The organism is Blastococcus aggregatus, from assembly GCF_900221005.1.
GTDB classification, from domain to species: Bacteria; Actinomycetota; Actinomycetes; order Mycobacteriales; family Geodermatophilaceae; genus Blastococcus; species Blastococcus aggregatus.
In genome coordinates this window covers 250,279-277,095 of sequence record NZ_OBQI01000004.1, presented here as the reverse complement: position 1 = coordinate 277,095, position 26,817 = coordinate 250,279, and the positions used below count along the sequence as shown (strand labels likewise).

Here is a 26,817-nt window from a genome sequence, read left to right as displayed (position 1 = left end):
GTTCGGTTCGGTGCAGTTCCGGCGTCCACGGTTCCCCCTGCGGCCCTCCGTGCGAAGGAGAGCGTGGCACCGCGCCGGCCGGCTGGACAGGGTCTTCGTCGCGGCCGGCAACGCGGTCGCGTAAGAGGTCAGCCGGCGTCGGCGAGCCAGCTCTCGATCCGGTCGAGCTCGGCGTGGGTGAGCCCGGTGGAGTAGTCCGGCGCGACGACCAGCACCTGGCCGTGGGCGGCGATCCACTCGCTGGTGTCCTGGGCCTGGTCGGCGAGGTCGTCGTCGATCCAGACGATGCGCCGGTCCGGTTCGGCCTCGGCGACGGACCGGGCCGCGGTGAGCTTCCACCAGCCCGCGACGCCGCCCAGCGAGCCGCCGAAGCCGGTCGGCAGCACGTCACGGCCGTGCGTGCGCAGCCCGCGGGGGAGTCCCAGTGGCTCGGCCAGCAGCCGGTCGGCCAGCTGGGTCCAGGTGGTCAGCCATTGCAGTTCCACCCGGTCGGACTCGTGCATCGCGCGCAGCCGCGCCACCACGGAGGGATCCCAGGAGAGCACGTAGCCGTTGAAGCGGCCGCGCTGCCAGCCCTCGGGGAGGTCGTTCCGGACGGCGTTGAGCACGCCGTCGACGTCGAGCAGCAGGACCGGCGGGGGAGGCGTCACGCAGGTCGTCCTACCCGGGCTGCCCGGTTCGATCGCGACCGGGTCAGGCGGTGATGGCGTCCCGGCGAGCGAGGCGCAGGCGACGGCGCTCGCGCTCGGACAGCCCGCCCCAGATGCCGAAGCGCTCGTCGTTGCTCAGGGCGAACTCGAGGCACTCCGCCCGCACGTCGCAGCCGGTGCAGACGCGCTTGGCATCCCGGGTGGAGCCGCCCTTCTCCGGGAAGAACGCCTCCGGGTCGGTCTCGCCGCACAGCGCCGACAGTCGCCACGACTCGTCGTCCGCGGCCGGGGGTGCCGTCCACGGGGTGCTCCACGACAGGTCGTCGGTCGTCTCGGCGGGGGCATCGGTGACCAGGGAGAGGAACGGGCGGTAGGACGAGGACACGGGAAGCTCCAGGGGAAGTGGCTGCAGGTGACGGACCGGTACGGGCCGACGTCTCTCCGTCACGTTATCCGCGCGTGACCTCGCGCGGCTCCGGCGCATTCATCCCGAAACGGGTCCGTCCGGTTGTCGCATTGTGTGGACTTGTCGAGGCGTCGCCATGTCGCCGAGTCGACACCGGGCCGGCGACGGCCCGGTGTCGACGTCGTGGCGCGCGGACTCAGGCGACGCGACGGGTGCTGTGGTACCCGGGCACCGAGTCGACCCGCACGACCGAGACCGGCTGGCCGTAGGTCGAGGAGTGCACCATCATCCCGTTGCCGATGGCCATGCCCACGTGCCCGACCGGGTCGTAGAAGAAGATCAGGTCACCCGGCTGCATCGCGTACCAGGGGATGTCGACGCCCGCGGTGGACTGCGCCCGCGAGGTGCGCGGCAGCTGCACGCCGGCCGCCTGGTAGGCGGAGTAGGTGAGGCCCGAGCAGTCGTAGCCGCCGGGGCCCGTGCCGCCGTAGACGTAGGGCTTGCCCTGCTGGGCGAGCGCCGCGCGTACGGCGACGTGTGCGTTCCAGCTCCCGCTCGGAGCGTTCCAGCTGACACTCGAGATCGGAGCGGTGGTGAGGACCGCCGGCGCGGCGGAGGCGGTGGAAGCGGTCAGCGGAGTGAGCGCGATGCCGGCTCCGGTGAGGAGCGCGAGCGACGCCGCCCGGAAGGAACGGCGACTGAACGTGGACGTGCGGGAAGTCGTCATGGACGACGCGTTCTCCTGTTCTCCATCAACCGCCTACCGAGTTAGCTGACGGGTTCGGGCGGGGAGATCGCCCGGCGGGTACCGGCAGGGCCGGTCGCGCTTCACCCCAGAACTGCGGTTGGGTCCCCGGTCCGGCGCCGACATGACGGCGCCGGTTCGGCGGTGTCCGGCCGGGTGCCACCGGAGGCGGTGGCGACAGGGCCTCGGCCGGACCGCGACGACGCTAGGTCGGTCGATCGGAGGCCACAAAAGGGCGCCGCACCCCGGTGGCGGCCGCCGCGAGGGGTCGCCACGCCCGGGTGCTCGGAACGCGACTCGCGGCCCGACCTCGCCAGTCCGTGGCGCAGTTCGCCCCTGCGCGTGGAGACACTTAGCGGAACGTGATCGACCGTTTACTTCCCCTCCGACGGCGCGGCGTCACCCGTCGCCACCCGGTGACCCGGCTCCGCAGCGCCTACCGCACCTCGTCCGGTCGACGGGCGGCCGTCCTGCGGTTGGCGGACGTCCTTCCGGGGCACGGTGCGAGTCAGTCCACAGCTGAGGAGGCGAACATGGCCGGAATGATCCGGAAGCTCATCGCGTCCGGGGTCGCCGCACGGGTGATCCAGGAAGCGCGCAAGCCGCAGAACCAGGCGAAGCTCAAGAAGATGGTCGCCGACTTCCAGAACAAGAACGGTGGGACCAAGCGCCGCTGATCTCCGCGCACGCCTCGACGGCCCCCGATCGCATCCCGCGGTCGGGGGCCGTCGGCGTCCGCGCCCGACCTCTGACGCGCGCGGTGTAGTAGACCGGGGGCGTGCACCGCATCGCCGTCCTCGACGACTACCAGTCCGCCGCCGCCGACTTCTGCGACTGGTCCCGCGTGCCCGGCCCGGTCCGCGTCGTGGAGTTCCACGACGCCGTCTCCGACGTCGACGCCCTCGCCGCGCGGCTCGAGCCGTTCGACGTCGTGGTCGCCATGCGCGAGCGCACCGAGTTCCAGCGCGACCTGCTCGCGCGGCTCCCCAACCTGCGGCTGCTGGTCACCACCGGCATGCGCAACCGGGCCATCGACGTCGCCGCCGCGACCGAGCTCGGCATCACCGTCTGCGGCACGGGGGCGAGTGCGGCGGCAACCGCCGAGCTCACCTGGGGGCTGATCCTCGCCACGCTCAGGCAGATCCCGCGCGAGGACGCCTCGGTCCGCGCCGGCGGCTGGCAGCAGACCCTCGGCGGCGACCTCGACGGCGCCCGGCTCGGCGTCGTCGGCCTGGGCCGGCTCGGCAGCCGGGTCGCGCGGGTCGGTCAGGCGTTCGGCATGGACGTCGTCGCCTGGAGCCAGAACCTCACCGACGAGCGGGCCGCGGAGGTCGGCGTCCGCAGGGTGGAGCGCGACGAGCTCTTCGCCACCGCCGACGTCGTCACGTTGCACCTGTTGCTGTCGCGTCGCACCCGCGGGCTGATCGGCGCCGACGACCTCGCCCGGATGAAGCCGACCGCCGTCCTGGTGAACACCAGCCGCGGGCCGATCGTCGACCAGCAGGCGCTGCTCGAGGCCCTGCACGCCGGCCGGATCGCCGGCGCCGGGCTGGACGTGTTCGAGACCGAGCCGCTGCCCCGCGACCACCCGCTGCGCACCGCGCCCCGCACCGTGCTCACCCCACACCTGGGCTACGTCACCCGCGGCACCTACGAGGTGTTCTACGGCGAGGCCGTCGAGGACGTCGCCGCGTGGGTGGCCGGCGAGCCGGTGCGGGTGCTGGAGAAGTAGGTCCGCGGACAGTCGGGCTCTGCCCACGTGGGGTGGGCAGAGCCCGACTGTCCGCAGACCAATCTGTCGTGGGGAGGGTCGGCTCGACGGGCGCTAGACGAGGAAGCGGTACGCCGTCGATCCCGGCGTGAGGTGCTCGATGCGCAGCGGGCTGCGCTCGACGCGCTCCAGCAGCTCCGGCAGGCCCTCGACCCGGCCGAGCCCGATACCGGTCAGCGCCGCACCGGTCTCGCGGTTGTCGCGCTTGACGTACTCGAACCGCACGATGTCGTCGTCCGGGCCGAGCACCTCGTCGAGGAAGCGGCGCAGCGCTCCGGGCTCCTGCGGGAACTCGACGAGGAAGTAGTGCTTGAGCCCCCGGTGCACCAGCGACCGCTCGATCACCTCGGCGTACCGGCTGACGTCGTTGTTGCCGCCGGAGAGCACGCAGACCACGGTCTGCCCGGGCTCCAGCGTCACCAGCCCACCGCTCAGCGCCGACGACGCCAGCGCCCCCGCGGGCTCGGCGATGATCCCGTCGGCCTGGTACAGGTCCAGCATCTCGGTGCAGATCTGCCCCTCCGGGACGGCGATCAGCTCCGCACCCGAGTCGCGCACCATCGGATAGGTCACGGCACCGGCCCGGCGCACGGCGGCGCCGTCGACGAAGGTGTCCATCTCGGCCAGGTCGACCGGCCCGCCGGCGGCCAGCGCCGCGGCCATGTTCGCCGCCCCGGCCGGTTCCACGCCGACCAGCCGGGTGGTGGGGGAGTGCGCGCGCAGCCAGGTGCCGGCGCCGGCCAGCAGGCCGCCGCCACCCACCGGGAGGACGACGAGGTCCGGCGGCTCGGGCAGCTGGTCGAGGATCTCCACCGCCACGGTCGCCTGCCCGGCCACCGTCGCGGGTGAGTCGAACGCCGGCACCAGCGTCGCCCCGGACGTCGCCGCGAACTGCGCCGCCGCGGCCGCAGCCTCGTCGTAGGAGTCGCCGGCGATGACCAGCTCGACCATGTCACCGCCGAGCGCGGCGATCCGCTCGCGCTTCTGCCGCGGCGTCGTCCCGGGGACGAAGACGCGCCCGCGCACCTGCAGCGCCCGGCAGGCGTAGGCGAGGCCCTGCCCGTGGTTGCCGGCGCTGGCGCAGACCACGCCCGCCGCGCGCTCGGCCTCGGACAGCGCCGAGATCATCGTGTACGCGCCGCGGATCTTGTACGAGCGGCCGAGCTGCAGATCCTCGCGCTTGAGCCACACGTCCGCGCCGGTCAGCGCCGACAGCCGCGCGTTCCGCTGCAGCGGCGTCCGCTCGGCCACGCCCTCCAGCCGGCGGACGGCGTCCTCCACCTGTGCGGCGAACCGATCGGGGGAGTCGTCGACCGCAGCGCTCACGCCGTCATCGTCGTCCACGCCGCCGGCGTGCCCGCAGGGAGGCCCGTCAGGACTGGAGCAGGCGCAGCTTCGGCTCGGCGCGGAGCCGCTTCTCCAGCGCGACGCGGTGCCGGCCGTCGTCGGAGCGGACGAACTGGAGGTCGTCGACCAGCGCCTTCATGAGCACGAGCCCGCGCCCGGCCTCGAGCGGCGAGCCCTCGGGTGCCGACGCCCGCTCGAAGTCGAAGCCCTGGCCGTCGTCGAGCACGCTGACCCGGCAGACGTCGTCGGTGATGGCGACGTCGACCTGGTACTCCTCGTGCTCGCCGGCGTGCTGCACGACGTTCGCGCAGGCCTCGGTGAGCGCCAGGACGATCTCCTCGATCGCCTGCGTGGAGACGTCCAGGTGCTCGAGCGCCTGCCGTAGGAGCCCGCGCATCAGGGGCAGGCTCCGGGCATCGCGCGGCAGCCGGACGCTGAACGAGATGTCCATGGCAGGAATGATCCCCTCGGCACCGATGTCCTACTCTCGACGGGACGACGAGGTGAGAGGGGCGGTGCAGTGCAGTTCGTTGTGGAGCGACGGACGGTCGCGGGCCGTGCGGCTCTCACCGTACGTGGTGAGCTCGATCTGTCGACCACGCCACAGCTCGAAGCGGCCGCCGACGAGGCCGTCGCCGGGCCGGACGCGGAGCTGGTCGTCGACCTCACGCACACCACGTTCCTCGACTCCTCCGGTGCCCGCACCCTGCTCGGCATCACCCGCAAGGCTGCCGCCGGCGGCGTCCGCCTGTACGTGCTGGCCCCCCGGTCCAACGGCCCCGTGCGGCTGACCATCGACCTGCTCGACCTCGGCGCCTACGTGCCGCTCGTCGCCTCGGCCGGAGAGATCCGCAGCACCGTCGCCGACCGCGACGCGGGACGGTGACCGCCGGACCGGTGGACGACGAGGCCCTCGCGCGCTGCGCCGACGAGCCGATCGCGATCCCCGGGGCCATCCAGCCGCACGGCGTGCTGCTCGCCGTCACCGAACCGGGTCTCGACGTCGTCGTCGCCTCGGCCAACGCGACCGAGCTGTTCGGGCGAGCCGCCACCGACCTGGCCGACCTGCTGGACGACGCCGACCTCGCCCGCCTCCGCGACGGCCTGGCCGGCGACCTCGCCGAGGTGAACCCCCTGCGGGTGACCGTGGGCGGCGCGGAGATCGACCTCGTCCTGCACCGCGCCGACGGTCTGCTGCTCACCGAGTGGGAGCCGGTCGCCGGCGCCGAGCAGGCCGGTGCTGCGTGGCACCGCCGGCTGCCCAGCGTGCTGCAGCGGCTGGCGGCGTCCACCACGCTCGAGCAGCTCAGCGCGACCCTGGCCCGCGACGTCCGGACGGTCACCGGCTTCGACCGGGTGATGGTCTACCGCTTCGACGCCGAGTGGAACGGCGAGGTGATCGCCGAGGCGCGTCGCGACGACCTCGAGCCGTTCCTCGACCTGCGCTTCCCGGCGAGCGACATCCCCGCCCAGGCCCGCGCGCTGTACACGACCAACTGGATGCGGCTGATCCCCGACGCCGCGTACGGGCGCGTGCCGCTCGAGCCCGCCGTGCACCCGTCGACCGGCCGCCCGCTCGACCTCTCGGGCGCCATGCTGCGCAGCGTCTCGCCGGTGCACTTGGAGTACCTGGCCAACATGGGCGTCGTCTCCTCGATGTCGGTGTCGCTGATCGACCGCGGCCGGCTGTGGGGCCTCATCTCCTGCCACCACTACGCGGGCCCGCACCGCCCGTCCTACGCCGACCGCACCGCCGCGGAGTTCCTCGGCCGAACCGCCTCGCTCCTGCTGCACACCGTCGTCGCGGAGAGCGAGCTGGACGGGGTCGTCGAGGTCGCCGAGCGCGCCGCCGAGCTGGCCGCGGCCGTCGGGCGGACGCCCCGCGCGCTCGGAGCGGCGCTCACCGAGCAGGGCGTCACTGCGCTGGACCTGCTGCCCGCGGCCGGTGCCGCAGTGCGGCTGGGCGGGCAGCTCCGGCTGCTGGGGACGACGCCGCCCGCGGACCGGGTGGGCGAGGTCGTCGGCGCGCTGCTCGCCGCGGGCGTGAGCGCCACCGACTCCGCCTCGGCCCTGGTGCCGGGGGCCGCCGATCTCCTCGACACGGCCAGCGGCGTGCTCGCCGTCCCGGTCGGCGGCGGGGACTTCCTGGCCTGGTTCCGGCCGGAGACGCTGCGCGAGGTGACCTGGGGCGGCAACCCGTACGAGTCGAAGGTCGCGCAGACCGACGACGGGCCGCGGTTGAGCCCGCGCCGCTCGTTCTCGGCCTGGAGCGAGATCGTCCGCGGCACCTCGCGTCCGTGGCGGGAGCACGAGGTGGCGGCGGCGCGTGCGCTGGCCGGGCACCTGGCGGCCGCCTCGCTGAACCGTTCGGAGGAGGACAACCGGCTGGCCGGGGCGCTGCAGCGGACCCTGCTGCTGGAGGAGCTGCCCAAGGTGCCCGGCGTCGCGATGGCCGCCCGGTACGTGCCGAGCGCCGAGGACGTCGTCGGCGGCGACTGGTACGACCTCATCCTGCTGCCGGGCGGGAAGCTGGCCGTGGTCCTCGGGGACGTCGCGGGGCACGGGCTGGCCGCGGCGTCGGTCACCGCCCAGCTGCGGCACGCGCTGCGGGCGCACCTGCTGCGCGCGGCCGGGCCTGCTGCCGCGCTGGCGCTGATCAACGAGGTCACCGGTGCGCTGCTGCCCGGCGAGATGGCGACGGTCGTGGTCGCCGAGCTCGATCCGCAGACCGGCGACGTCGTCGTCGCCAGTGCCGGGCACCTGCCGGTGCTGCACGCGCACGACGGCGGCGCCGAGTACGTCGTGGGCGGGCGCGGCCCGGCGCTCGGCGTGCTGGACGCGCCCACCTACGCGGAGGCCCGGCTGACCCTGGCCGGCGACGACCGGCTCGTGCTGTTCAGCGACGGCCTGGTCGAGCGGGGGCGCGGCGGGCTGGAACGCGGGCTGGGCGCGCTCCGCGAGGCGGTCGTCGCCGGGCCGACGGACCCGGAACCCCTTCTCGAGTCCCTGCTGGGCGCGCTCGCGCCGCCCGGCACCGACGACGTCACCGTGCTGGCCCTGACGCGGACCTGAGCCTCACCCGTCCCAACCGGAGTGGCGTCACGCGTCGTGACCATCGTGGCGTCTTAGCGTGAGCCAATGCCCTCCCGGATGTTCACCCGCCGGCGCCTCGCCCGGACCGCAGGGATGCTGACCCTCATCGGCGCGCTGGTGCTCACCGCCGGCTGTGGTCCGGACGAGAGCGAGACGGCGAGCAGCCCCGCGCCCGAGACGCCCCCCGCGCCGGTGCTGGTGCCCTGGCCGCTGACCGGGATCGAGCTCGAGGCGCCGCCGCAGCGCCCGGCGCTCGCGGTGAAGATCGAGAACTCGGTCGCCGCTCGCCCGCAGACCGGGCTGAACAGCGCCGACGTGGTGTGGGAGGAGGTCGTCGAAGGCGGCATCACCCGCTTCGTCGCCGTCTTCCACTCGAACGTGCCGCCGGAGATCGGACCGATCCGCTCGGTGCGCCCGATGGACGCCGCCATCGCCGGCCCGCTGCACGGCCTGTTCGCGTTCTCCGGTGGTGGTCCGGACTTCGTGCGGGCGATCAGCGACGCCGGGATGCAGGTACTCAGCCAGGACGCCGGCGCCGACGGCTTCTTCCGGTTGGCCACCCGGTCCGCGCCGCACAACGTGTACGCCGACCCGGCGACGTTCCTGGCCCAGGCCGATGCGGGGCACCTGGCGCCGCCGGCGCCCGAGTTCCAGTTCGCCCCGGCCGGCCAGCCGCCCACAGCGGTCGCGATGGGCGCGCCCGCGGCGCTGGTGCAGCTCAAGCTCTCCGGCAGTGGCCGCCCGAGCTGGACGTGGAGCGCGCCCGACAGCGGCTGGCTGCGGGCCGAGGGCGACACCCCCGCGACCGGTGCCGACGGCGCCCGGCTGCGGGCGGCGAACGTCGTCGTCCTGCGGGTGCAGGTGGTGAACACCGCCTTCCGCGACCCGGCCGGGAACCCGGTGCCGGAGACGGTGATGGTCGGTGGGGGAGAGGCGCTCGTCGCCAGCGGCGGGAGCACGATCGCCGCCACCTGGTCCAAGGCGTCGGAGACCGCGCCCGTCGTCCTCACCGGTCCGGGTGGCGCGCCGGTGCAGCTGGCGCCCGGCAACACCTGGGTCGAGCTCGTCCCCGACGGCAGCGGCTCGGTGACGCTGGGCTGAGGCCCGATCTCCTGCCAGGGTGCCCCCGTGGACACCTTCGCGGAGATCGCCGACGAGCGGCGCGGCCTGGCCGACCTGCTGTCCGGACTGACGCCCGAGCAGCAGGCGACGCAGAGCCTGTGCAGCGAGTGGCGCGTGCACGACGTGGTCGCGCACCTCGTCGTCCCGCTGGAAGTCGGGATCCCGAGGTTCGCCCTGGCCATGCTGGTGAGCCGCGGGGACTTCGACCGGGCGAACGTCCGGCTGGCGCGGGAGCAAGGGCGCCGGCCCTTCGGCGAGCTGCTCGAGGTGCTGCGCCGCAAGGCGGACTCCCGGTTCACGCCGCCCGGGGCCGGGCCCGAGGCGCCGCTCACCGACGTCCTCGTGCACGGCCTCGACATCCGGTGGCCGCTGGGCCTGCCGCGGGTCATCCCCGAGCAGCGCCTGCGCACGTCGTTGAGCTACGTGACCGACCCGGCGAGTCGGAGCGTCGTCCCGAAGGGCGCGCTGGACGGGCTGCGCTTCGAGGCGGACGACATCGACTGGACGTACGGCAGCGGCCCGGTCGTGGGCGGATCCGGCGAGGCGCTCCTGCTGGCCCTGACCGGTCGCACGGCCGCGCTCGACCACCTCACCGGGGACGGCGTGCCGACGCTGCGGAGCCGGCTGGGCTGACCGGACCCTGCCCGGGCCGGCGCTCCGTGTGGAACGCCGACCCGGCGATCAGTCGCCCTTGACGTTGACGATCTGACGCAGCGTGTGCCGGACCTCGACCAGGTCGGCGGCGTCGGCCATCACCTGGTCGATCGGCTTGTACGCGTCGGGGTGCTCGTCGAGGAACGCGTCCGAGTGGCCCCAGGCGATGCCGGTCATCCGCTCATCCAGATCCTTCCGCGTGAACCGCTTCCGGGCCGCCGAACGGGAGAAGTTCCGGCCGGCGCCGTGCGGCGACGACATCAGCGACGGCACGTTGCCCTTCCCGACGACGACGTAGGACGCCGCCCCCATCGAGCCGGGGATCAGGCCGAGCTGTCCCTCCCGCGCCGAGATCGCGCCCTTCCGCGACAGCCACACCTCGCGCCCGAAGTGGGTCTCGCGCTCGGTGTAGTTGTGGTGGCAGTTCACCGTCTCGTGCCGCTCGACCTCGGTCCCGAGGAACCGCCCCAGCTGGTCGACGCAGCGGTCCATCATCTCCTCGCGGTTGAGGTAGGCGAACCGCTGCGCCCAGCGGAGCGCCTCGACGTACCGGTCGAACTCCGGCTCGCCCTCCACGAGGTAGGCCAGATCGCGGTCGGGCAGCTGGATGTGCCGACGCGCGCACTGCTCCCGCGCGACCTTGATGTGCTTCTGCGCGAGCCGGTTGCCGACGCCGCGGGACCCCGAGTGCAGGAACAGCCACACCCGGTCCGCTTCGTCGAGCGAGACCTCGGCGAAGTGATTCCCCGAGCCGAGCGTGCCCAGCTGCTGCGGCCAGTGCTGCGCCTCGGCGTCGGCCTGTCCGGAGCCCGGCGTCTCGCGCAGCTCGGCGATCCGCGGCTCGGCGCTGGCCCGGATCTTCGCGTTCCGGCCACCCGCCGACAGCGGGATCGAGCGGGAGATCTGTCCGTGCAGCACGTCCAGCGGGCGGCCGGCGACGTCGTCAGCCGTGAACTGGGTGCGGACGGCGATCATGCCGCAGCCGATGTCCACGCCGACCGCGGCCGGAATGATCGCGCCGTCGGTCGGGATGACCGAGCCGACGGTCGCGCCCATGCCCAGGTGGGCGTCGGGCATGAGGGCCAGGTGCGGGTGGATGAACGGCATCCGCGCGGTGCGCTCGGCCTGTTCCCGGGTGTTGTCCTCCAGGATCGACGCCCAGTTGAGCAGGCGTGCGTTGATCTTCTCCATCGTCCTTTCGATTCGCTCCGAGTGCGGTCAGGGGTGCTGCGCAGCCGGTGCAGTCAACACGGGGAGGGCGGGCGGCGCAGCCCCATTGACCTGGTGAGCAGTAGGGCTCTGCCCACGGGTGTGGGCAGAGCCCTACTACCCGGACGTCGGTCTCTGCCCACCCCGCCGGGGCGGAGACCGACGTGTCGTGAGGTCAGGGGGTGAGCAGGCCGTTCGGCTGCTCGGTGACCCGGCCGCGGTCGATCGCCGCGGCGAGCGCCTTCTCGAGCACCGCCGTCACGGCCGCCGAGCGGCGCTTGTGCCCGAACACCGCCGCCGTCTGCGTGAGCAGCTCGTCGCGGCGCATCCCGGCCGCGGCCCGGCACAGCGCGCGCATGGCGTTGGCGATCTCCTCGGGAGCCACCTGGTCGATGGGTCGGTCGGTGCTCGACACCTGCCTGCGGAAGCCCTCGTAGCTCTCTGGCGTGACGCCCTCGGGCCACAGGTGCGCGCCCTGCACCGCGGACGGCGGCAGCAGCGAGAGCAGCGTCGACTTCCGCGACTCGGTCGCCCGGTTCAGCCCGAACGCACCGACGGTGAGCTTGGCCAGCCGGTCGACGTGGATCGGCCCCTCGGCCTTGATGCCGGCGGCCATCACCCGGCGGACGGCCCGCGCCGCCTTGGACGCCGGCAGCTCGTCGAGCACCGACTTCTCGCCGGCGACCTTCGGGATCCACGGCACGAAGGCGGTCTCGCCCTCCATGACCACCGGGCCGGCGGGCTTGCGGACGGCGGCGGGCTTGGCGGCGGGCTTCGCCGGCGACGTCGTGGGCACCGCGAGCGATGCGGTCACCGACGAGCGCAGCGCGGCCACGCCCTTGAACGACTCGAGCGCCGCCGTCGGCAGGGGGATGGGGGCGGGGAGCGCCGGCGCAGAGGGAGCCGTGTCGACGGCCTCGACCAGCCGGTCGACCACGGGCGCAGGGTCGCCCAGCCACGACGGCAGCCACACCCGCTCGACCACCGGCCAGCGCAGCAGCCCGCCGAGCACCTCGATCGGGAGGCCGTCGCGGTCGCCGACCGTGCCCCGGCGCGCCCACGACGGGCCGTCCAGCAGCACCGCGGCCACCGGTGTCTCCGGGTCGACAGGTCGGGAGATCGACAGGTCGACCCGGAACTCCGAGAGCCCGACGTCGGTGCGCACCACGAGGCCGCGCTCGCGCAGGGCGGTGGCGATCTCCTCGCGATGCCGGTCGACGACGGCGACCGACCGCGGCGAGCGCGGCAGCACGTCGGTGCCCCGCTCGGCCATGTCCAGGTAGGCGCGCAGGTGCTTGATGCCGACCGAGCTCGTCTCCTCGGCCCGCAGCTGCTCCGGGTCGAAGGACGAGAAGACGACGACCTGCCGCCGCGCGCGGGTGATCGCGACGTTGAGCCGCCGCTCGCCACCGCTGCGGTTCAGGGGGCCGAAGTTCAGCGGCAGCGTGCCGTCGGCGGTGGGGGAGAAGCCGGTGGAGAAGAAGACGACGTCGCGCTCGTCGCCCTGCACGTTCTCCAGGTTCTTGACGAACAGACCTTCGCCGTCGGTGCGGTCCAGGGCGGCGGCCAGCCGCTCGTCGTCGGCGTCGCGCAGCAGCGACTCGATGTAGGAGCGCTGCTGGGCGTTGAAGGTGACCACGCCGATCGAGGGCACCGCGTCGACGCCGTCCCACTTGGGCACCGCGTCGAACCGGCGGCGGATCTCGGCGACGATCGCCTTGGCCTCGATCGGGTTGGTGCGCAGCAGCCGCCCGGCGCCGGCCCGGTGGAACGTGCCCGGCACCCGCACCAGCGAGACGCCGCGGCCGTCCGGCTCGGCCGACGCCCGGCCGTGGGTGGGCGCGGGGAACGACGACAGCCGGTTCTCGTAGTACTGGGCGTTGGAGAACGCGATGAGCGACTCGTCCTGGCTGCGGTAGTGCCACGACAGCCAGTGCCGCGGCACCCGTGCCTGCACGCACTCGCTGAGGATCGACTCCTCGTCCTCGACCGCGGTCTCCACCTCGACGACGTCGTCGGACACCGAGGCGGTCGGCTCGAGGAAGGACGTCGGCGGCATCTGCTTGGAGTCACCGACGACGACGGCGGCCTTCGCGCGGCCCAGTGCACCGACCGCGTCGGCCACCCGGATCTGCGAGGCCTCGTCGAACACGACCAGGTCGAACTGGGCGGAGGCGGCCGGGAAGAACCGCGCCACCGAGTCGGGGGACACCAGCACGCACGGCATCACGGAGGTGATCAGCTCGCCGTACTGGGCCAGCAGCTGTCGGACGCCGAGCCCGCGGCGCTGCTTGGCCAGCTCGCGCTGCAGCGCGCCGACCTGACCGGCGCCCGAGGCGGCGTCGAAGGGGCGGGAGGCGAGCACCGAGGCAGGGAGGGATGCGGTCAGGTGCTCCCGGACGGCGCGCGAGGCGGCGGTGAACCGCTCGATCGCCTTGCCGTGCAGCCCCTCGTCGAACATGTCCAGGCCGGTCGCGTCCAGCCGCTCGGTCACCGAGGCCATCGCCAGGCCGCGGTCCAGCGCGCGGACGGCGTCGTCGGCGGGGATCGCGCCGGTGACCAGGAGCCGCCGGGCGTCGAACAGCCCGGCGTAGCGCAGCGGCTCGAGGGTGTCGAGGAAGGTGACCCACCGGCGCAGCGACATGAGCACCGAGCCGTCGGTGCCGCGCTCGGGACGGGTCATCGACCAGCGGAGGGTGAAGCCGTCGTCGCCGGTCCAGGCGGCGAGCTGGTCGGCGCTCGCGCCGCCGACCTGCAGCAGCGTGATGACCGAGTCGTGCAGCCGGGCGACCGCCCCGGCGGACTCCGGGCCGACGGGCATCCCGGCGACGATCAGCTTGCGCAGCTGCACGTGGAAGGACGACGACCCGTCGACGGCCTGCCCGGCACGGCGCAGCCAGGTGACCTGGCGCTCGAGCAGCTGCGGGTCGACGAACGGGTTCCAGCCCTCGGGCACGGTCATGCCCGGCAGTGCGGCGACGCGGCCGGCGATCTGCGCCACCGCCGTCTGCACCCGCCACAGGTTCTCGACCAGCGCCGGGACGTCCTTGGGCTTGACCTTGGCGTCGGGCCGCAGGTGCGGGGCGAGCCGCTCGCGCACGGCGACCAGCCGGCGCCGGCGACCCCACCAGGACGACGCCGCGGCGGTCTGCGCGGCCACGTAGATCTCCGCCAGGGGCAGTCCGAGCACCTCGGGAGCGACCAGGTCCATGCCGGGGTGCCGGAAGGCGAGGAAGGCCGCGACCTCGCCGAGCACGGCGCCGGTCGCCGTCGTCCAGCGGCCGGAGAACGTCTCGTCGAGCACGTCGATGCCGACGGCCGGGCCGCCGAGCAGGTGGCCGAGCGCGGCGAAGTCCTCCGGGGTGCGGGCGTGCCGCAGCACCTGGGTCAGCTCGGGGAGTCCGGCGACCGCGCGCACGGCGGCGTCGACCTCGGTGGCCGCGGCCTGGGCGGCGGGGAGGTCGATGGCGGGGGAGTCGACGAACGCCCACGGGTGGCGCAGCGAGGGCCGGGTGAGGTCGGCGATCTCGGGCAGCAGGGCCAGGGCGCGCCGCACCTGGGTGAGCACCTCGGCGGGGGCGTTCGCCACGAACGGCAGCGGGATCGGCAGCGGCTGCACGTCGGTGCCTGCGGTCAGCTCCGCGGTGCGCGCGGTGTACAGCGAGAGCCCGGCGGCGTTCTCGGTGTGCAGCCGGTCGGCGTAGCGGGCCAGCAGCCGGCGGGCCGAGCGCAGGTTCTCCGAGTCGGCGGCCAGGCCCTGCTCGTCGACGGAGACGGCGTGCTCCAGCGCGAGCCGGATCTGCGCGCGCACCATCGAGGCGCGGCTGCCCTTGTCGTGCAGGTCCAGGGCGAACATGCCCATGCCGACCGCGTCCAGCCGGCGGGCGACGACGTCCAGGGCCGCGCGCTTCTCGGCGACGAACAGCACTCGCTTGCCCTCGGCGACCGCCCGCGTGAGCAGGTTGGTGATCGTCTGCGACTTGCCGGTGCCGGGCGGGCCCTCCAGCACGAAGGTGCGCCCGGCGGAGGCCTCGGCGATCGCCCGCAGCTGCGAGGAGTCGGCGGCGACGGGGAGCTGCCCGGCGAGGTCGTCGAGGTCGGCGTAGGCGCCGGTGTCCAGCGCCGGGTCGGCGAAGGGCTCGGTCGGCTCGTGCACCAGGTGGGAGACCAGCGGGTTCTCCGCGAAGTCGGCCCAGTGCTCGTCGAGGTCCTTCCACAGCCGGTACTTCGCGAACTGGAGGACGGCGAGGTCCGCCGTCGCCTCGACGCGATAGGGCAGGCCGTGGCCGACCAGCGCGACCCGCATGGCCTCGAGCGAGGCCTCGACGTCCATCGTGCCGTCGGCGGTCTCGGTCAGGGTCGGGATGCTCAGCCCGTGCAGCTGGCGCAGCTTCTCCAGCAGGCAGTAGTTCGGCGCGGTGCTGCCCGACTCGTCGAGGGCCAGGCGGTAGGAGCCGGTGCGGCTCAGCGGGGTCAGCGTGACCGGGATGAGCACCAGTGGTGAGCGCAGCGGCCGGCCGTCGAGCTCCCAGACCAGCGAGCCGAGCGCCAGGTACAGGTTGTTCGCGCCGGTCTCCTCCTGCACGGTCTTCGCCCGGTAGGCGAGGTTGCGCAGGCGCGGGAGGTACCCGCCGGTGGTGACGTCGGCGTGCACCTCGCGGCGCTCGACCAGCAGGTCGGCCAGCTGGGTCGCGGGCAGGTCGGCGGCCCCGCCGAGGCCGCGCTCGGTCTGGACGGCGGCCAGCTTGTCCCCGGGCAGCAGGGTGATCGGCGTGCCGTCGTGGACGAACCGCTCCAGCGCCGGCAGTGCGACGTCCGGGACGGTCAGCGCCAGGCCGGTCCGCTCGGTGTAGTTGATCAGCCGGTTGCGCAGGCTGAGGTCGAGCAGGGCGTTCTTCCACTGCTGGACCCGTGCCGGCGCCTCGGGCCGGGGTGCCGACGGCGTCGCCCCCTCCGGCGGAGCCGGGGCGCTGTGCACCGCGGCCCGGTACTCGACGATCTGCAGGACGCCGGCCTCGTCGCGGGCGCGGGCCGGCAGCGGCACGATGCCGTCCCGGCGGGCGCGGTGGACGTCGGTGACGCCGACGATCCGGTCGAGCTCGCCGGTGAGCCAGCCGTCGTAGGCGGGGCGGTGCAGGTCGGCGCCGGCCTCGCCCATGCCCGTGAGCAGGGTGGTCTCGACCAGGCGGATCAGCCCGAGGTCGACCAGATTCACCAGACCCGCAGCGTCGGTGGTGGCTGCGGACTCCGCGCTCCGCTCCTCGCGCCAGTAGCCGAGGAACGCGTGTGATCCCCCCTCCCTCCCGCCGATGCCCTCGGCGAGCCACAGCAGCGGCCGGATCCCGGCCTGCTCCAGCGCGGCGGCGAGCAGGACCACGGTGTCGAGCGGGGTGCCCACCTTCCAGGTCAGGACGTCGCCGGGGGTGCGGACCTGCTGGCCGACGTCGGACCAGGTGGCCGGCGGCTCGCTGTACCTCAAGCCCCGGCCGCGCAGCGTCTCGGCGATCGCGGCGACCACCTCGTCGACCCGCTCGGCGGTCGCGGCGTAGCCGACCAGCGCGCCGCTGCCGGTGGTGGACTCCAGGTGGTCGGTCGCCTCGGCGACCAGCGCGGTGACCGCCGGGTGGTTGGGCATGACGTGCGCGGCGAGCATCTCCAGCGCCAGCGGCAGAGGAGAGGCCAGCCACTGGTTGGCGGCCAGCACCTGCACCGACCGGGACGCCTCGCCGGCGAGCACCGGGCCGCCCTCGGCGACGTCGTCCACCCAGACCTCGACGTCGATGACGCCGGGGCGCTGCTCCTCGACCTGCAGCATCGCGGCCGGGTCCATGACCAGGCCGACGTCGGTGAGGACGGTGCTGCGCCCGGCGTCGAGGTCGGCGAGGAGCTCGACCGGGCGGGCGATCGGGCCCTCGGCATCGCGCACCGACAGCCGGACGGTGGCGCCGCGGACGGTGCTCTCCGAGGTCAGGGCGAGCCGGGGGATGACCGGGATGCCGTTGTGCGCGAGCGCGTAGCTGAGCACCGGCGTGGAGGTGATCTCGATGGAGACAGCCACCGTCCGCGGCGCCACGGCGTCGCGGAGGTCGAATTCGGCAGTGCTCTCCATGTCACCTGTCTACCGGGTAGGACGGAATGGTCCCTCCATGCTCCCCGACGGGTGGGGCAGGTGTGACACGTGCGTCGAGAAGCCGGTGGGAATCACAGGACTGGCACCGTGACGGCTCGGATCGTTCCGCTCTCCGGGTCCCCGGTGCGACGATGCCCGGGACGTCCCCCAGCCGGAGGTGGCATGGCCCACGCACCCGAACTGCGGGCGGGCGACGCCGACCGGCAGGCGGCGGCCGACCGCCTGCGCGCCGCCCACGACGACGGCCGGCTCGACCTGCACGAGTACGACCGGCGGCTGGCCGAGGCGTACGCGGCGGTGACCTACGGCGACCTCGAGCGGCTGTTCACCGACCTGCCGCTCCGGTCGACTGCGCCCGCGCCGGTGCACTCGGTGGCGTCGGCGGCGGCCGTGGGCCGGGCCGCGGGTGCATCGGTGGTCGGGCGGCCGGCCGGGTTCCCGCTGGCGCTGACGATCCTCTGGACGGCGTGGGCCGCCGTGGTGGCGATCAACGTGACCGTGTGGCTGCTGGTCAGCCTCGGCACCGGGACGACGTACTTCTGGCCGATGTGGCTGGCGGTGCCGGGCGTGGTGCTGGGCATCGGCACGACGATCACGATGCGGGTCCGCAACTCCCGCTGACCTCCCCGGTCAGCGGCGGGGGAGCGCGCGACCGTCCGGGAGCGTGCGGGCGCTCAGCAGGGCCACCAGTGCGCCGGTGTCTGCGCGGGTCGGTTCGCCGTCGCCCCAGGTGTGGGCGGAGCCGGTGGCCTCGAGGCGGATGCCGGTGAGGTCGACCCCGAAGAACGCGCCCTCGGCGGCAACGAGGTGGTCGAGGACGGCGGAGATGGCCCCGGGTGGAGCGACCGGCGGCCGGCCGAGCGCGACCGTGACGTCGAGCGAGTGGATGACGGCGTGGCTGAGGGCGCCCATCGCGCCACCGCCCGGCGGCTGCCACGCGTGCAGCGCGGGGGAGCGGAGAGCGCTCAGGAGTTCGGTGGTGGGCAGGGTGGCGTCGCGGGCGGCCACGGTGTCCGAGAGGACGCCGAAGTCGCCGCCGGCCGCCGCCATCTCGGCGCCGAACTGCTCGGGGGTGAGCCGGGCCGGCATCGTCACGTGCGCGACGACGTGCCGGGCCTGCCAGCCCGCGCAGAGTGTCGATGTGTCCCAGACGTCGGCGGGAGCATCGGCGAGCAGGTCCGCGAGGCCGTCGTAGGTGGCCGCGGTCCACCGCTGTAGGAGTTGCTCGTCCACGTGGTTGCTGGTTCCGGTCATGGGGCTGCCTCTCGCTCCGGGTTTCGTGCGTGGACGTGTACAGCAGGACGCTCGTCCCTGGTGGAACTCATCGCGTCACGACCGTCCGGGCTGCCGAGGGAGCGTGAGCACTTCGTCGGCGTCCACGTTCATGAGCACCTCGCAGTCGCAGAAGCCGCCGTACCTCTGCAGGGCTTGTCGCAGGCGCTCGACGTCGAGGCCACGCCGTCTCGCCCACGCCTCGGTGGCGTTCAGGGTGTGGTCGCAGCCGTCGGTCAGGACGGCGTCGTCGACGTGGTCCAGCAGCTCTTCCAGCTGTGCGGCATCGAGCGGCATCCGGGCGGCGCGCACCGCCGGGTGGTCCTTCTGGTTCTCGTTCGCCATGGGGTCTCTCCTGTTCGGGTGGAGTGATCCGAGCCGACGCCCGAGGCGTACGTCAACGAGTCCGAGAAGATCTGTGGACAGGGTGCTGACCTGGGGAAACAGGTGGCCTGCCGGTCGGGCGAGCGGTACTATTCGTACATGTGTTCGACGGACTGCGAGACGCCGACGGAGTGCCTGAGCGGCGCTCTGCAGGCGCTGGCCGGTGAGCGGATCGAGGGCTGGTTCGGGCCGGCGCTGCTGGAGCGCGAGGCGCCGCTCGTAACCGCTGCGAACAGGCTCGCGGCCGAGCTGGCTCGCACGACCCGGCAGTGCGAGGTGTCCGGTGCGGCCGAGCACGACGGCAAGGCCACGATGGCGTCCTGGCTGCGCGGGCACCACCGGCTCTCCCAGGGTGGGGCGAGCCGGCTGGTGCGCAACGGCCGCACCCTGGATCGACTGCCGGTGCTGGCCGCCGCGGCCTCGGCGGGTGCGGTGGGCGCGGAGGCCGTGTCGGTGCTCGCGCCGGTGGTGTCGGATGTCAACCTGGCCCGCGCCGAAGCGCAGGGCGTGGACGTGGCAGCGATCGACGCGCTGCTGACCGAGGTCGCCACGTCCTCCTCGCACGCCGACCTGCGCCAGGCCGTCGGGCACTATCTGGCCCGGCTGGACCCAGACGGCACCGAACCCGATCCGACCGAGCAGCGGTCGCTGTCGTTCACCAGGCACACCGACGGGACGGTGTCCTTCCACGGCACCCTGGATGCGGTGGGTGGGGAGAAGTTCCAGGCTGCGGTCGAGTCGATCCAGCAGGCCTCCCGCCCCGCCGGTGACACCCGCAGCCGCGCCCAGCAGGCCGGTGACGCGCTCGTGCAGTTGTGCGACAACGCCCTCGCTTCAGGGGCGTTGCCGATCCTCCGCGGTCACAAGCCCCAGGTGCTCGTGACCATCGATCTCGAGGACCTCATGGACACCTCGCCCGGCGCCGGGGTCGGCGCCGGGGCGGGACTCACCGGGTTCGGCGGCATCATCTCCGCGGCCAAGGCCCGCTGGCTCGCGTGCGACGGCAACGTCACCCGCATCGTCATCGGCCCCGAGGGCCAACCGCTGGACGTAGGTCAGACCAAGCGGCTCTTCCCACCGCACCTCCGCCGGGCCATCGAGGTGCGCGACCGGCACTGCGTGTTCGCCGGCTGCGATGCGCCGTCCTACTGGTGCGACGTCCACCACGTCATCCACTGGATCGACGGCGGGGACACCTGCCTGGACAACGGCGCCCTCCTCTGCGAACGCCACCACACCAAGGTGCATCACGGCTTCCGGATCGAGCGACAACCCGACGGACGATGGCGCACCTGGCGCCCCGACGGCACCGAGATCCTGATCGGCGAACCCTTCCTCGTCTCCGCCTGAACAGAGTCCGGAGCGGCCCCCGGTGATCCTCACCGCGGGGCCCGCTGCGCTGCCCGCGGCCGGGACCGGTACGAATGGCCCGTGAGCGAATCGCAGCGGTACGAGTCGGGCCTGGTCGTCGAGAACCGCGGGCACGTCCGCGTGCTCACCCTCGACCGGCCGGAGCGGCGCAACGCGCTCTCCACCGACATCCAGGCCGACCTGGTCGAGGAACTCCTCGACGCGGCGGAGGGCGGCACGGTCCGCGCCATCGTGCTCACCGGCAACGGCCCGGCTTTCTGCGCCGGGTTCGACCTCAAGGAGATCCGCGCGCAGGACGAGCGCGGGGAGCGGTTCCGGCCGCCGATGGGCCGGCCCGGACGGTCGATCTTCGAGGTCGTCACCGAGACGCCGGTGCCCATCGTCGCCGCGCTGCAGGGGCACGCCGTGGCCGGCGGGTTCGAACTGGCCCTGGCCTGCGACCTCCGCGTCGCAGCCCCCGGCATCAAGTTCGGCCTGCCCGAGGCCACCATCGGCATGGGTGCCAACTTCGGCTCCGTCGTCCTGCCCAAGCGCATCCCCATGGGCATCGCCCTGGAGATGCTGCTGGTCGGGGAGTACATCAGCAGCGAGGACGCCGAACGCTGGGGCCTGGTCAACCGCATCGTCGACGCGGACGCCGTGCTGGCCACCGCCCTCGACCTCGCCGAGCGCATCGCCGCCAACGCGCCGATCAGCGTTCGCCGGATGAAGGAGACCGCGGTCAAGGGCGTCGAACTGCCGCTGTGGCAGGCGCTGCGCCTCGACGTCGGGCCCAACCCCTACCTCAGCGAGGACCGCCGCGAGGGCATCGCCGCCTACCTCGAGAAGCGCCGTCCGGAGTGGCGCGGCCGGTAGGCCCGCCGGGCGTCCCGGGCCCGAACGGGCTGGTCGGCTGGGGCAGGAGGTGCAGCGCGAGCCCCCTGGGACGACCGCGCGAGACCCCGCGTCGGTTCCCCGCCGGAGCGGCCGGTCGCTGCCCTAGGTTCCGCGCGGAGCCGGACCGACCGGCTCGTCGACAGGAAGCAGGCGCATGTCCACGCCAGGTAGTTCCCCCGCTCAGGAGTACGGCCAGCCCTACCCGACCGCGCCGTCCGGCGGTCAGGGCCTCCAGCCCATGCCGGTCGCACCGGGGTACGCCCAGTACGCCGAGCCGCGGGGCCCCGTGGGCAAGATCCGCCCGACCGGCATCGCGATCCTGCTGGCCATCGTCACGTTCGGCATCTACACCCTGTACTGGTACTTCGCGACGCACGACGAGATGAAGAAGCACACCGGTGAGGGCCTCGGCGGCGTGGTGGCGCTGCTGCTCGCGATCTTCGTCGGCGTCGCCTCGCCGTACCTGCACAGCCACGAGGTGGGCAACCTCTACGAGCGCCGCGGCCAGGAGAAGCCGGTCAGCGCGCTCACCGGTCTCTGGTACTTCCCCGGAATCTTCATCCTCGTCGGGCCGATCGTCTGGTTCGTGAAGACCAACGGCGCCCTGAACGCCTACTGGCGCAGCGTCGGCGCCCAGGGCTGACCCGCCCGCAGCACCTCGACCGGCCGTGTCGTCGCCTCGCGACGCACGGCCGGTCCGCGTTCTCCGCCGCACGCACGGGTTGCCCCCACGCGCCGCCGCGCGGGTCCAGACTGCGGTCCTGCGCCCAGTCCAGGAGGAGTCGGATGTCCACGCCCGATCACGAGTCACCGACGTCGCCACTGCCCGACGACCGCGGAGCCGACGGGCCCCAGCCCCAGGGCGCGCCCCCGCCAGCGCCGCCGGAGTACGGCCAGCCGGAGTCTGGCCAGCAGGATCACGGCCAGCCGGAGTACGGCCAGCAGGGCTACCCGGCCCAGCCGATGCCCGGCCCGCCGCCGTGGGCGCAGTACAGCCAGCCCACCGGCGCGCTCGGCACCATGCGCCCGACCGGGATGATCATCCTGCTGTTCTTCGTCACCCTCGGCATCTGGGGTTTCGTCTACTACTTCCAGACCCACGAGGAGATGAAGCGGCACACCGGTGAGGGCCTCGGCGGCATCATCGCCCTGCTGATCGCGGTGATCTTCGGGATCGTCTCGCCGTTCCTGCTCAGCAACGAGGTGGGCAAGCTCTACGAGCGGCGCGGGCAGGCGCCCCCGGTCACCGCACTGACCGGGCTGTGGTTCTTCCCCGGCATCTTCATCCTCGTCGGGCCCTTCATCTGGTTCGTCCGCACCAACAACGCCCTCAACGAGTACTGGCGCAGCCAGGGCGTCACCCGCACCAGCCTGGTCTGAGCCCGGCGGGGCAGAATCGCCGGCGTGCCGAGGACCAGCGCCGGGATCCTGCTGCACCGGCTCGGCCCGGATGGCCGGGAGGTGCTGATCGGCCACATGGGCGGACCCTTCTGGGCCCGCAAGGACGACCGTGCGTGGTCCCTCCCCAAGGGCGAGCACGGCCCGGACGAGGATCCGCTGGCCGTCGCGCACCGCGAGTTCGAGGAGGAACTCGGCTCGCCGGTGCCGGCCACCGACCTCGTGCCGCTCGGTCGGCTGCGCGCCTCGGGGAAGGTGCTCACCGTCTGGGCGGCCGAGGGCGACCTCGACGCCGCGGCCTGCACCAGCAACACCTTCGAGCTCGAGTGGCCACCGCGGTCCGGCCGCATCCAGGAGTTCCCCGAGATCGACCGGGCCGCCTGGTTCCCCCTCGACGAGGCGCGCACGAAGCTGGTCGCGGGCCAGGTGCCCTTCCTCGACCGGCTCGCCGAGCATCTCGCCGGATCCGATCCCACTGGGTGAGCACGACGATCCCGAGACGTGGATGACGGTTGGGTGACATGTCGTCCCACCGAACTCCGGGCGACCCGGACGGGGCCCGAGGTCTGCCACTGTCCAGACGTCCGGATCCACCGGGCAGCGGCTCCACCAGCCCTCGGGGAGGCATCCATGACGTGCACTCAGTGCGACGCGGTCGCGCAGCGCGGCCGGTTCTGCGTCGGCTGCGGCAAGCGCCTGCCGCCGTCCCCGCTGCCGGTGCGCCGGCCCCGCCTGGCGCCGCAGCACCTGCGCGACGACGACACCCAGCCGGTGCTCCGCTTCGGCGTGACGCCGCGGACCCTGCTGGACCGCTCGCAGGACGCGCTCGTCTGATCCGTGCGGCCGGCCGTGACCGGCCTCACTGCTAGCAATCTGCTTGCAGGAGTTAGCACTCCCCGGGATCGGGGCATGACCAGAACCGTCAGGTCATCCCCGATCCCACGGAGTTGTTACTCGTCATGACCGACAACAACAGCAAGCTGATCAACCAGCTGCGCGCCCTCGTCCTGCTCACGCAGACCGAGGAGCAGGTCGCACGCACCCGGATCTCCCAGGCCCGCACCGATGCCGTGCGCCGCGAGCTCACCCAGAACGCCGACAACGCCGCCGCTCGCTCGTTCGAGATCACCGAGCAGCTGCGCGCCATCGGTGGCGTGCCGGACGTCGTCACCCCGGCGGTGGGCCGCCTGTCGGCCACGCTGAAGGCGACCTTCGAGCAGGCGGCCCCCTTCGAGGAGGCGCTGCTCACCGACCTGGCCCTCGAGCACCAGCTGCGCGACCGCGCCACCTACGTGAAGGTCCTCGCCGACCAGGCCGACGAGACCACGGTCCGTCGGCTCGCCGAGAAGCTCATCGAGGCCCACACGGCGACCATCGAGTGGCTGACCGTCGTCCTGGCCGAGGAGGCCATGGGCGGTCCCGCCGCCCTGGTGGCCACGCCGGTGCAGAAGGTTGCCGGCGGCGTCGCCCGCGCGGTCAACGCCCCCGTGCGCTTCTGGGCGAACACCGTGAACAACGCGGTCGACACGGTCAAGCACGCCGGCGAGGAGACCTCTGACCGGTTCAGTGCCGTCACCGACCGCGCGGCCGCCCTGACCGGCGCCGTCCGCGAGAGCCTCACCGCCGGCCGCGGCGCCACGCTGCGCCGCGCGGAGCAGATCGCCAACCGCGAGGGCAACAAGGGCGCGGCCAAGGCCGCCCGTTCCGCCCGCGAGGAGCTCGGTGACGTCTCCGCCGACGAGCTGCCGATCAAGAACTTCGACAACCTCGCGGTCGGCGACGCCATCAAGGCGATCAAGGGCCTCACGGAGGCGCGCGACATCCGCGTGATCATCTCCTACGAGGAGGCTCACAAGGGTCGGGCGAACGTGGTCAGCGCCGCGCAGACCCAGCTCGCCTCGCTCGCGAAGGAAGCCGTCGGCGTCAACAGCTGACGGTCAGCACTGCCCGAGGGCCCGCATCCCGTACCGGGGTGCGGGCCCTCGCTCGTGCGCGGAGCGTGAACACCGACGCCGGACGGGTGAGATGCGTCCCCACCGGTTTGCCACGCCCGAGCGGCGGGGGACACCTCCGGCATGAGCATCACCCCCGAGGGCCTGGCTGCGGAGTTCTCGCTGCCCACGGCCGCGACCCGACTCGACTTCCTCAGTCGCCGCGACAACGGCGACACCGCGCTCAACACCGTCCGCGACGACGACGACCACTGGGCCGCCCTCAAGGCCACCGACACCCAGCTCGACGTGCACGAGTCCCTCGAGCTGCTCGCCCTCGGCGAGGTCGTGGCGCGCAAGGCCCATGACAGCCGACTGGTCGGCATCCGCGCCGCGCTGCGCGGCGGCGCCGGCTGGGATCAGATCGCCACCGCGCTGGGGGTCACCCCGGAGCAGGCCTGGGAGACCTTCCTGGCCTCGATCGACGACCAGCTGGGCACCGAGGCCGCGGCGGCCGCCCGCGAGCTGGCCGGAGCGCGCCCCGGCCGCTGACGGGTCGGCTCCCCGCTACCAGCGCAGCGGCTGGATGGAGCGGGAGTCGGCGGTGTGGCAGGGGCGGCAGTGACCCCACGTCACGATCTGCAGGGGGGTGGCCGGGCCGCCGCACTCGGGGCACTCGACCTGCTCACCCGCCTTGGCGCGGGCCTCGGTGATCTCCGCGGCGCGCTCCTGGTGGATGTTCGCGTCCCCCCGGCAGGGGCAGCCGAGGTGCGCGTCGGCGCATCGTCCATGCTGAGCGGGAACGGGGTGCCTCCTGGACGCCGGCCGCAGCGGAGAACCGTGCGGGCTCCCTCAGGTTAGCCGTCCCTGGGCGACGGCGGGATCCCTCCCCAGGAGTGTTTCTGCAGGCAGGCTCTCCGATCCGTACCCCGAACGGGGGACCGGCCCGGGGTGCAGCAACTCGACGAGGCGACGGCGTGCCCTGGGGCGGCTGGGTCGGGCGAGTCGATCCGGAACGCATCGTTACCGCGTCGAGTCCGAGCGCGCGGTGGCGAACTGCCTGGTCAGCGGGCCGTGAGGCAAGCTCTCCCGCGACTGCACCACTTCCGGAGCACCCAGGAGAACCCATGACCGTCCCCGGCCCCGACGCCCCCGGCCCCACCGGCCCGAACGACCCGAACGTCCCCGGCCCCGGCGCCCACGTCCCCGGCTACGACCCCGCCGCCCAGTACCCGGCGCCCCAGGGTCCCCCGCCTCAGGGCCCGACGCCGCCGGCCGGGCAGGGCACGTCCTCGAAGAAGAAGTGGTTCGGCATCGCCGGTGGCCTCGTCGTCGCCGGTGCGGTGGGCGCCGGTGCGCTCGGCCTGTTCGGTGGCGGCGCCTCCGAGGTCGGCGACTGCATCACGACGACCAGCGAGACCGACTACGAGACGGTCGACTGCGGCTCCGACGAGGCCCAGTTCAAGATCATCGGCATCGACGACCAGGAGATGACCTACAAGGACTTCGAGGACGCTCCCGTCGAGGACATCTGCGTGGACTTCGCCGACAAGACGGAGTACGCCCTCTGGGAGGGCGAGATGGTGACCGAGCCCGGCACCATCTACTGCGCCGGCCCGGTCTGATCGGTCCGGGCTGCCCGTCGGCTCCGGCCGTCCGGGCAGCCCGGAACCTCCTCCGCCCGTCGTCAGGTGTGCAGCAGCGCGAAGGTGGCGACGGCGTGCCCGATGGGCTTCCCGGCCTGCTCCACCTCGGCCTCGCAGACGGTGAGGTGCTCGCCGCGCGTGCGCACCCGGGCGGTGACCGACAGCGGACCCGTCCGGCCCGGCCGCAGGTAGGTGACGGTGAGCTGGCTGGTCGCAGGCACGTCGTCAGCCATGCAGTCGCGGCTACCCGGACGCCGTGCCGGCACACGTGCGCTCCTCGACGGACCGGCTACGACGCCCGGCGCACTCCCTCGAGCGCCGAGCGGTCTCCGGCCTGCGACGTGGAGATGACGCTGAACGATCCGTCGGACTCCCGGACGACGGCGGCGACGCTGCCCAGGTCCCCGGTACCGGTGGCCCGCACCGCCTGTCGGATCTCGTCCTCGGTCACGCGCTGTTCCCGCAGCGCCCCGGGCAGGATCCTGCCCTCCTCCAGCAGCAGGGTGGGTCGCGCCGTGAGCACCGACCGGCCGCCCGGGAGGTGGGTGGTCGTCCAGGCGACGGCGAACTGGAGACACGCGAGCAGCGCCAGGGCGGTGGCCCCCTCGGCCCAGGAGACGTCGCTGCTCAGCAGGATGGTGGCCAGGGTGGAGCCCAGCGCCACGCTCACCACCCAGTCGAAGGCGTTGAGCTTGCTGAGCGTGCGCTTGCCGGTCACCCGCAGGACCACGATCACGGTCACGTAGGCGGCGGCGCCCACGGCGAGCACACGGGCGATGTCGGACCAGGAGTCGAACCACATGGGAAGGCCC

The 26,817-nt window shown here is 73.5% G+C and carries 27 protein-coding genes and 1 riboswitch; of the genes, 16 read left to right on the top strand and 11 right to left on the bottom strand.

From position 1 onward, the window contains the following. Window positions 1-128 precede the first annotated feature (128 nt). From CRP29_RS14695 to CRP29_RS14685, 3 genes are all read right to left on the bottom strand, one after another. A complete protein-coding gene (locus tag CRP29_RS14695) occupies window positions 129-650 on the bottom strand; it encodes an HAD domain-containing protein (protein WP_097195807.1) in 522 nt (173 codons plus the stop codon). Window positions 651-693: 43 nt separating this feature from the next. After that, on the bottom strand, window positions 694-1,035 hold the full coding sequence (locus tag CRP29_RS14690) for a WhiB family transcriptional regulator (protein WP_425427091.1): 342 nt from the start codon (window positions 1,033-1,035) through the stop codon (window positions 694-696). A gap of 217 nt (window positions 1,036-1,252) precedes the next feature. Beyond that, window positions 1,253-1,783, bottom strand: coding sequence for a C40 family peptidase (locus tag CRP29_RS14685; RefSeq protein WP_097195805.1), 531 nt, complete (start codon window positions 1,781-1,783; stop codon window positions 1,253-1,255). Between the two features lie 15 nt (window positions 1,784-1,798). Beyond that, window positions 1,799-1,955, bottom strand: a riboswitch (cyclic di-AMP (ydaO/yuaA leader). Between the two features lie 379 nt (window positions 1,956-2,334). Here CRP29_RS14685 and CRP29_RS22800 point away from each other — a divergent pair. Continuing rightward, window positions 2,335-2,478: a hypothetical protein gene (locus tag CRP29_RS22800; RefSeq protein WP_176522981.1), complete on the top strand. Its 144-nt coding sequence runs from the start codon at window positions 2,335-2,337 to the stop codon at window positions 2,476-2,478. 101 nt (window positions 2,479-2,579) lie between these two features. Next, window positions 2,580-3,533, top strand: a complete 954-nt coding sequence (locus tag CRP29_RS14680; RefSeq protein ID WP_097195804.1) for a D-2-hydroxyacid dehydrogenase family protein — start codon at window positions 2,580-2,582, stop codon at window positions 3,531-3,533. 93 nt (window positions 3,534-3,626) lie between these two features. Here CRP29_RS14680 and ilvA read toward each other — a convergent pair whose 3' ends face one another. Both ilvA and CRP29_RS14670 read right to left on the bottom strand, forming a co-directional pair. Continuing rightward, on the bottom strand, window positions 3,627-4,898 hold the full coding sequence (gene ilvA / locus CRP29_RS14675) for a threonine ammonia-lyase IlvA (protein ID WP_097196008.1): 1,272 nt from the start codon (window positions 4,896-4,898) through the stop codon (window positions 3,627-3,629). 46 nt (window positions 4,899-4,944) lie between these two features. Beyond that, window positions 4,945-5,370 (bottom strand): ATP-binding protein, encoded by a 426-nt coding sequence (locus CRP29_RS14670; RefSeq protein WP_097195803.1) that lies wholly within the window; start codon window positions 5,368-5,370, stop codon window positions 4,945-4,947. A 69-nt stretch (window positions 5,371-5,439) separates the two neighbouring features. On the opposite strand from CRP29_RS14670, the gene CRP29_RS14665 reads away from it, so the two are divergent. From CRP29_RS14665 to CRP29_RS14650, 4 genes are all read left to right on the top strand, one after another. Beyond that, a complete protein-coding gene (locus CRP29_RS14665) occupies window positions 5,440-5,805 on the top strand; it encodes an STAS domain-containing protein (protein ID WP_176522980.1) in 366 nt (121 codons plus the stop codon). Next, window positions 5,802-7,991 carry a SpoIIE family protein phosphatase gene (locus CRP29_RS14660; RefSeq protein WP_097195801.1) on the top strand — a complete coding sequence of 730 codons (2,190 nt, stop codon included), beginning with the start codon at window positions 5,802-5,804 and terminating at the stop codon, window positions 7,989-7,991. Before CRP29_RS14665 ends, CRP29_RS14660 begins: the two co-directional genes overlap by 4 nt. Before the next feature lie 66 nt (window positions 7,992-8,057). Continuing rightward, the gene (locus CRP29_RS14655) at window positions 8,058-9,113 is read left to right on the top strand and encodes a DUF3048 domain-containing protein (protein ID WP_217991607.1); all 1,056 of its coding nucleotides are present in this window, start codon (window positions 8,058-8,060) and stop codon (window positions 9,111-9,113) included. Window positions 9,114-9,140: 27 nt separating this feature from the next. After that, a complete protein-coding gene (locus CRP29_RS14650) occupies window positions 9,141-9,767 on the top strand; it encodes a maleylpyruvate isomerase family mycothiol-dependent enzyme (RefSeq protein ID WP_097195800.1) in 627 nt (208 codons plus the stop codon). 48 nt (window positions 9,768-9,815) lie between these two features. Here CRP29_RS14650 and CRP29_RS14645 read toward each other — a convergent pair whose 3' ends face one another. Both CRP29_RS14645 and CRP29_RS14640 read right to left on the bottom strand, forming a co-directional pair. Then, window positions 9,816-10,979 (bottom strand): RtcB family protein, encoded by a 1,164-nt coding sequence (locus tag CRP29_RS14645; protein WP_097195799.1) that lies wholly within the window; start codon window positions 10,977-10,979, stop codon window positions 9,816-9,818. A gap of 193 nt (window positions 10,980-11,172) precedes the next feature. Next, window positions 11,173-17,106 (bottom strand): DUF4011 domain-containing protein, encoded by a 5,934-nt coding sequence (locus CRP29_RS14640; RefSeq protein ID WP_097195798.1) that lies wholly within the window; start codon window positions 17,104-17,106, stop codon window positions 11,173-11,175. Window positions 17,107-17,289: 183 nt separating this feature from the next. On the opposite strand from CRP29_RS14640, the gene CRP29_RS14635 reads away from it, so the two are divergent. Beyond that, window positions 17,290-17,748 carry a DUF1707 SHOCT-like domain-containing protein gene (locus CRP29_RS14635; protein ID WP_217991606.1) on the top strand — a complete coding sequence of 153 codons (459 nt, stop codon included), beginning with the start codon at window positions 17,290-17,292 and terminating at the stop codon, window positions 17,746-17,748. Between the two features lie 9 nt (window positions 17,749-17,757). Here the strand turns inward: CRP29_RS14635 and CRP29_RS14630 are convergent, their stop codons facing one another. Both CRP29_RS14630 and CRP29_RS14625 read right to left on the bottom strand, forming a co-directional pair. Then, window positions 17,758-18,381, bottom strand: coding sequence for a maleylpyruvate isomerase family mycothiol-dependent enzyme (locus tag CRP29_RS14630; protein ID WP_097195797.1), 624 nt, complete (start codon window positions 18,379-18,381; stop codon window positions 17,758-17,760). Window positions 18,382-18,456: 75 nt separating this feature from the next. Next, window positions 18,457-18,744 carry a DUF2695 domain-containing protein gene (locus CRP29_RS14625; protein WP_097195796.1) on the bottom strand — a complete coding sequence of 96 codons (288 nt, stop codon included), beginning with the start codon at window positions 18,742-18,744 and terminating at the stop codon, window positions 18,457-18,459. 138 nt (window positions 18,745-18,882) lie between these two features. Here CRP29_RS14625 and CRP29_RS14620 point away from each other — a divergent pair, with 138 nt between their 5' ends. The 9 genes from CRP29_RS14620 to CRP29_RS14580 all read left to right on the top strand — a co-directional run bounded on the left by CRP29_RS14620 (window position 18,883) and on the right by CRP29_RS14580 (window position 25,984). Further along, window positions 18,883-20,133, top strand: coding sequence for an HNH endonuclease signature motif containing protein (locus CRP29_RS14620; RefSeq protein WP_097195795.1), 1,251 nt, complete (start codon window positions 18,883-18,885; stop codon window positions 20,131-20,133). An 81-nt stretch (window positions 20,134-20,214) separates the two neighbouring features. Next, window positions 20,215-21,009, top strand: a complete 795-nt coding sequence (locus CRP29_RS14615) for an enoyl-CoA hydratase/isomerase family protein (protein ID WP_097195794.1) — start codon at window positions 20,215-20,217, stop codon at window positions 21,007-21,009. Between the two features lie 175 nt (window positions 21,010-21,184). Further along, on the top strand, window positions 21,185-21,673 hold the full coding sequence (locus CRP29_RS14610; protein WP_245852830.1) for a DUF4234 domain-containing protein: 489 nt from the start codon (window positions 21,185-21,187) through the stop codon (window positions 21,671-21,673). Window positions 21,674-21,816: 143 nt separating this feature from the next. Next, entirely contained in the window at window positions 21,817-22,410 is a 594-nt protein-coding gene (locus tag CRP29_RS14605; protein ID WP_245852829.1) for a DUF4234 domain-containing protein, read from the top strand. A gap of 24 nt (window positions 22,411-22,434) precedes the next feature. Continuing rightward, on the top strand, window positions 22,435-22,911 hold the full coding sequence (locus tag CRP29_RS14600; RefSeq protein ID WP_097195793.1) for an NUDIX hydrolase: 477 nt from the start codon (window positions 22,435-22,437) through the stop codon (window positions 22,909-22,911). A gap of 147 nt (window positions 22,912-23,058) precedes the next feature. After that, window positions 23,059-23,262 carry a hypothetical protein gene (locus tag CRP29_RS14595; RefSeq protein ID WP_097195792.1) on the top strand — a complete coding sequence of 68 codons (204 nt, stop codon included), beginning with the start codon at window positions 23,059-23,061 and terminating at the stop codon, window positions 23,260-23,262. 125 nt (window positions 23,263-23,387) lie between these two features. Then, window positions 23,388-24,362: a hypothetical protein gene (locus tag CRP29_RS14590; protein ID WP_097195791.1), complete on the top strand. Its 975-nt coding sequence runs from the start codon at window positions 23,388-23,390 to the stop codon at window positions 24,360-24,362. A 141-nt stretch (window positions 24,363-24,503) separates the two neighbouring features. After that, window positions 24,504-24,911, top strand: a complete 408-nt coding sequence (locus tag CRP29_RS14585) for a hypothetical protein (RefSeq protein ID WP_097195790.1) — start codon at window positions 24,504-24,506, stop codon at window positions 24,909-24,911. 575 nt (window positions 24,912-25,486) lie between these two features. Continuing rightward, window positions 25,487-25,984: an LppU/SCO3897 family protein gene (locus tag CRP29_RS14580; RefSeq protein WP_097195789.1), complete on the top strand. Its 498-nt coding sequence runs from the start codon at window positions 25,487-25,489 to the stop codon at window positions 25,982-25,984. A gap of 62 nt (window positions 25,985-26,046) precedes the next feature. Here CRP29_RS14580 and CRP29_RS14575 read toward each other — a convergent pair whose 3' ends face one another. Both CRP29_RS14575 and CRP29_RS14570 read right to left on the bottom strand, forming a co-directional pair. Beyond that, a complete protein-coding gene (locus CRP29_RS14575; protein WP_097195788.1) occupies window positions 26,047-26,238 on the bottom strand; it encodes an acyl-CoA thioesterase domain-containing protein in 192 nt (63 codons plus the stop codon). Between the two features lie 56 nt (window positions 26,239-26,294). Beyond that, complete coding sequence (locus CRP29_RS14570; RefSeq protein WP_097195787.1) at window positions 26,295-26,807, bottom strand: DUF421 domain-containing protein; 513 nt, start codon at window positions 26,805-26,807, stop codon at window positions 26,295-26,297. Between the last annotated feature and the right edge of the window lie 10 nt (window positions 26,808-26,817).

Coding starts and splice junctions, on each gene's coding strand:
- CRP29_RS14685 (WP_097195805.1), bottom strand. CDS start 1,783: ATGACGACTTCCCGCACGTCCACGTTCAGTCGCCGTTCCTTCCGGGCG.
- CRP29_RS22800 (WP_176522981.1), top strand. CDS start 2,335: ATGGCCGGAATGATCCGGAAGCTCATCGCGTCCGGGGTCGCCGCACGG.
- CRP29_RS14670 (WP_097195803.1), bottom strand. CDS start 5,370: ATGGACATCTCGTTCAGCGTCCGGCTGCCGCGCGATGCCCGGAGCCTG.
- CRP29_RS14655 (WP_217991607.1), top strand. CDS start 8,058: ATGCCCTCCCGGATGTTCACCCGCCGGCGCCTCGCCCGGACCGCAGGG.
- CRP29_RS14645 (WP_097195799.1), bottom strand. CDS start 10,979: ATGGAGAAGATCAACGCACGCCTGCTCAACTGGGCGTCGATCCTGGAG.
- CRP29_RS14640 (WP_097195798.1), bottom strand. CDS start 17,106: ATGGAGAGCACTGCCGAATTCGACCTCCGCGACGCCGTGGCGCCGCGG.
- CRP29_RS14635 (WP_217991606.1), top strand. CDS start 17,290: ATGGCCCACGCACCCGAACTGCGGGCGGGCGACGCCGACCGGCAGGCG.
- CRP29_RS14630 (WP_097195797.1), bottom strand. CDS start 18,381: ATGACCGGAACCAGCAACCACGTGGACGAGCAACTCCTACAGCGGTGG.
- CRP29_RS14625 (WP_097195796.1), bottom strand. CDS start 18,744: ATGGCGAACGAGAACCAGAAGGACCACCCGGCGGTGCGCGCCGCCCGG.
- CRP29_RS14620 (WP_097195795.1), top strand. CDS start 18,883: ATGTGTTCGACGGACTGCGAGACGCCGACGGAGTGCCTGAGCGGCGCT.
- CRP29_RS14610 (WP_245852830.1), top strand. CDS start 21,185: ATGTCCACGCCAGGTAGTTCCCCCGCTCAGGAGTACGGCCAGCCCTAC.
- CRP29_RS14605 (WP_245852829.1), top strand. CDS start 21,817: ATGTCCACGCCCGATCACGAGTCACCGACGTCGCCACTGCCCGACGAC.
- CRP29_RS14595 (WP_097195792.1), top strand. CDS start 23,059: ATGACGTGCACTCAGTGCGACGCGGTCGCGCAGCGCGGCCGGTTCTGC.
- CRP29_RS14590 (WP_097195791.1), top strand. CDS start 23,388: ATGACCGACAACAACAGCAAGCTGATCAACCAGCTGCGCGCCCTCGTC.
- CRP29_RS14585 (WP_097195790.1), top strand. CDS start 24,504: ATGAGCATCACCCCCGAGGGCCTGGCTGCGGAGTTCTCGCTGCCCACG.
- CRP29_RS14580 (WP_097195789.1), top strand. CDS start 25,487: ATGACCGTCCCCGGCCCCGACGCCCCCGGCCCCACCGGCCCGAACGAC.
- CRP29_RS14575 (WP_097195788.1), bottom strand. CDS start 26,238: ATGGCTGACGACGTGCCTGCGACCAGCCAGCTCACCGTCACCTACCTG.
- CRP29_RS14570 (WP_097195787.1), bottom strand. CDS start 26,807: ATGTGGTTCGACTCCTGGTCCGACATCGCCCGTGTGCTCGCCGTGGGC.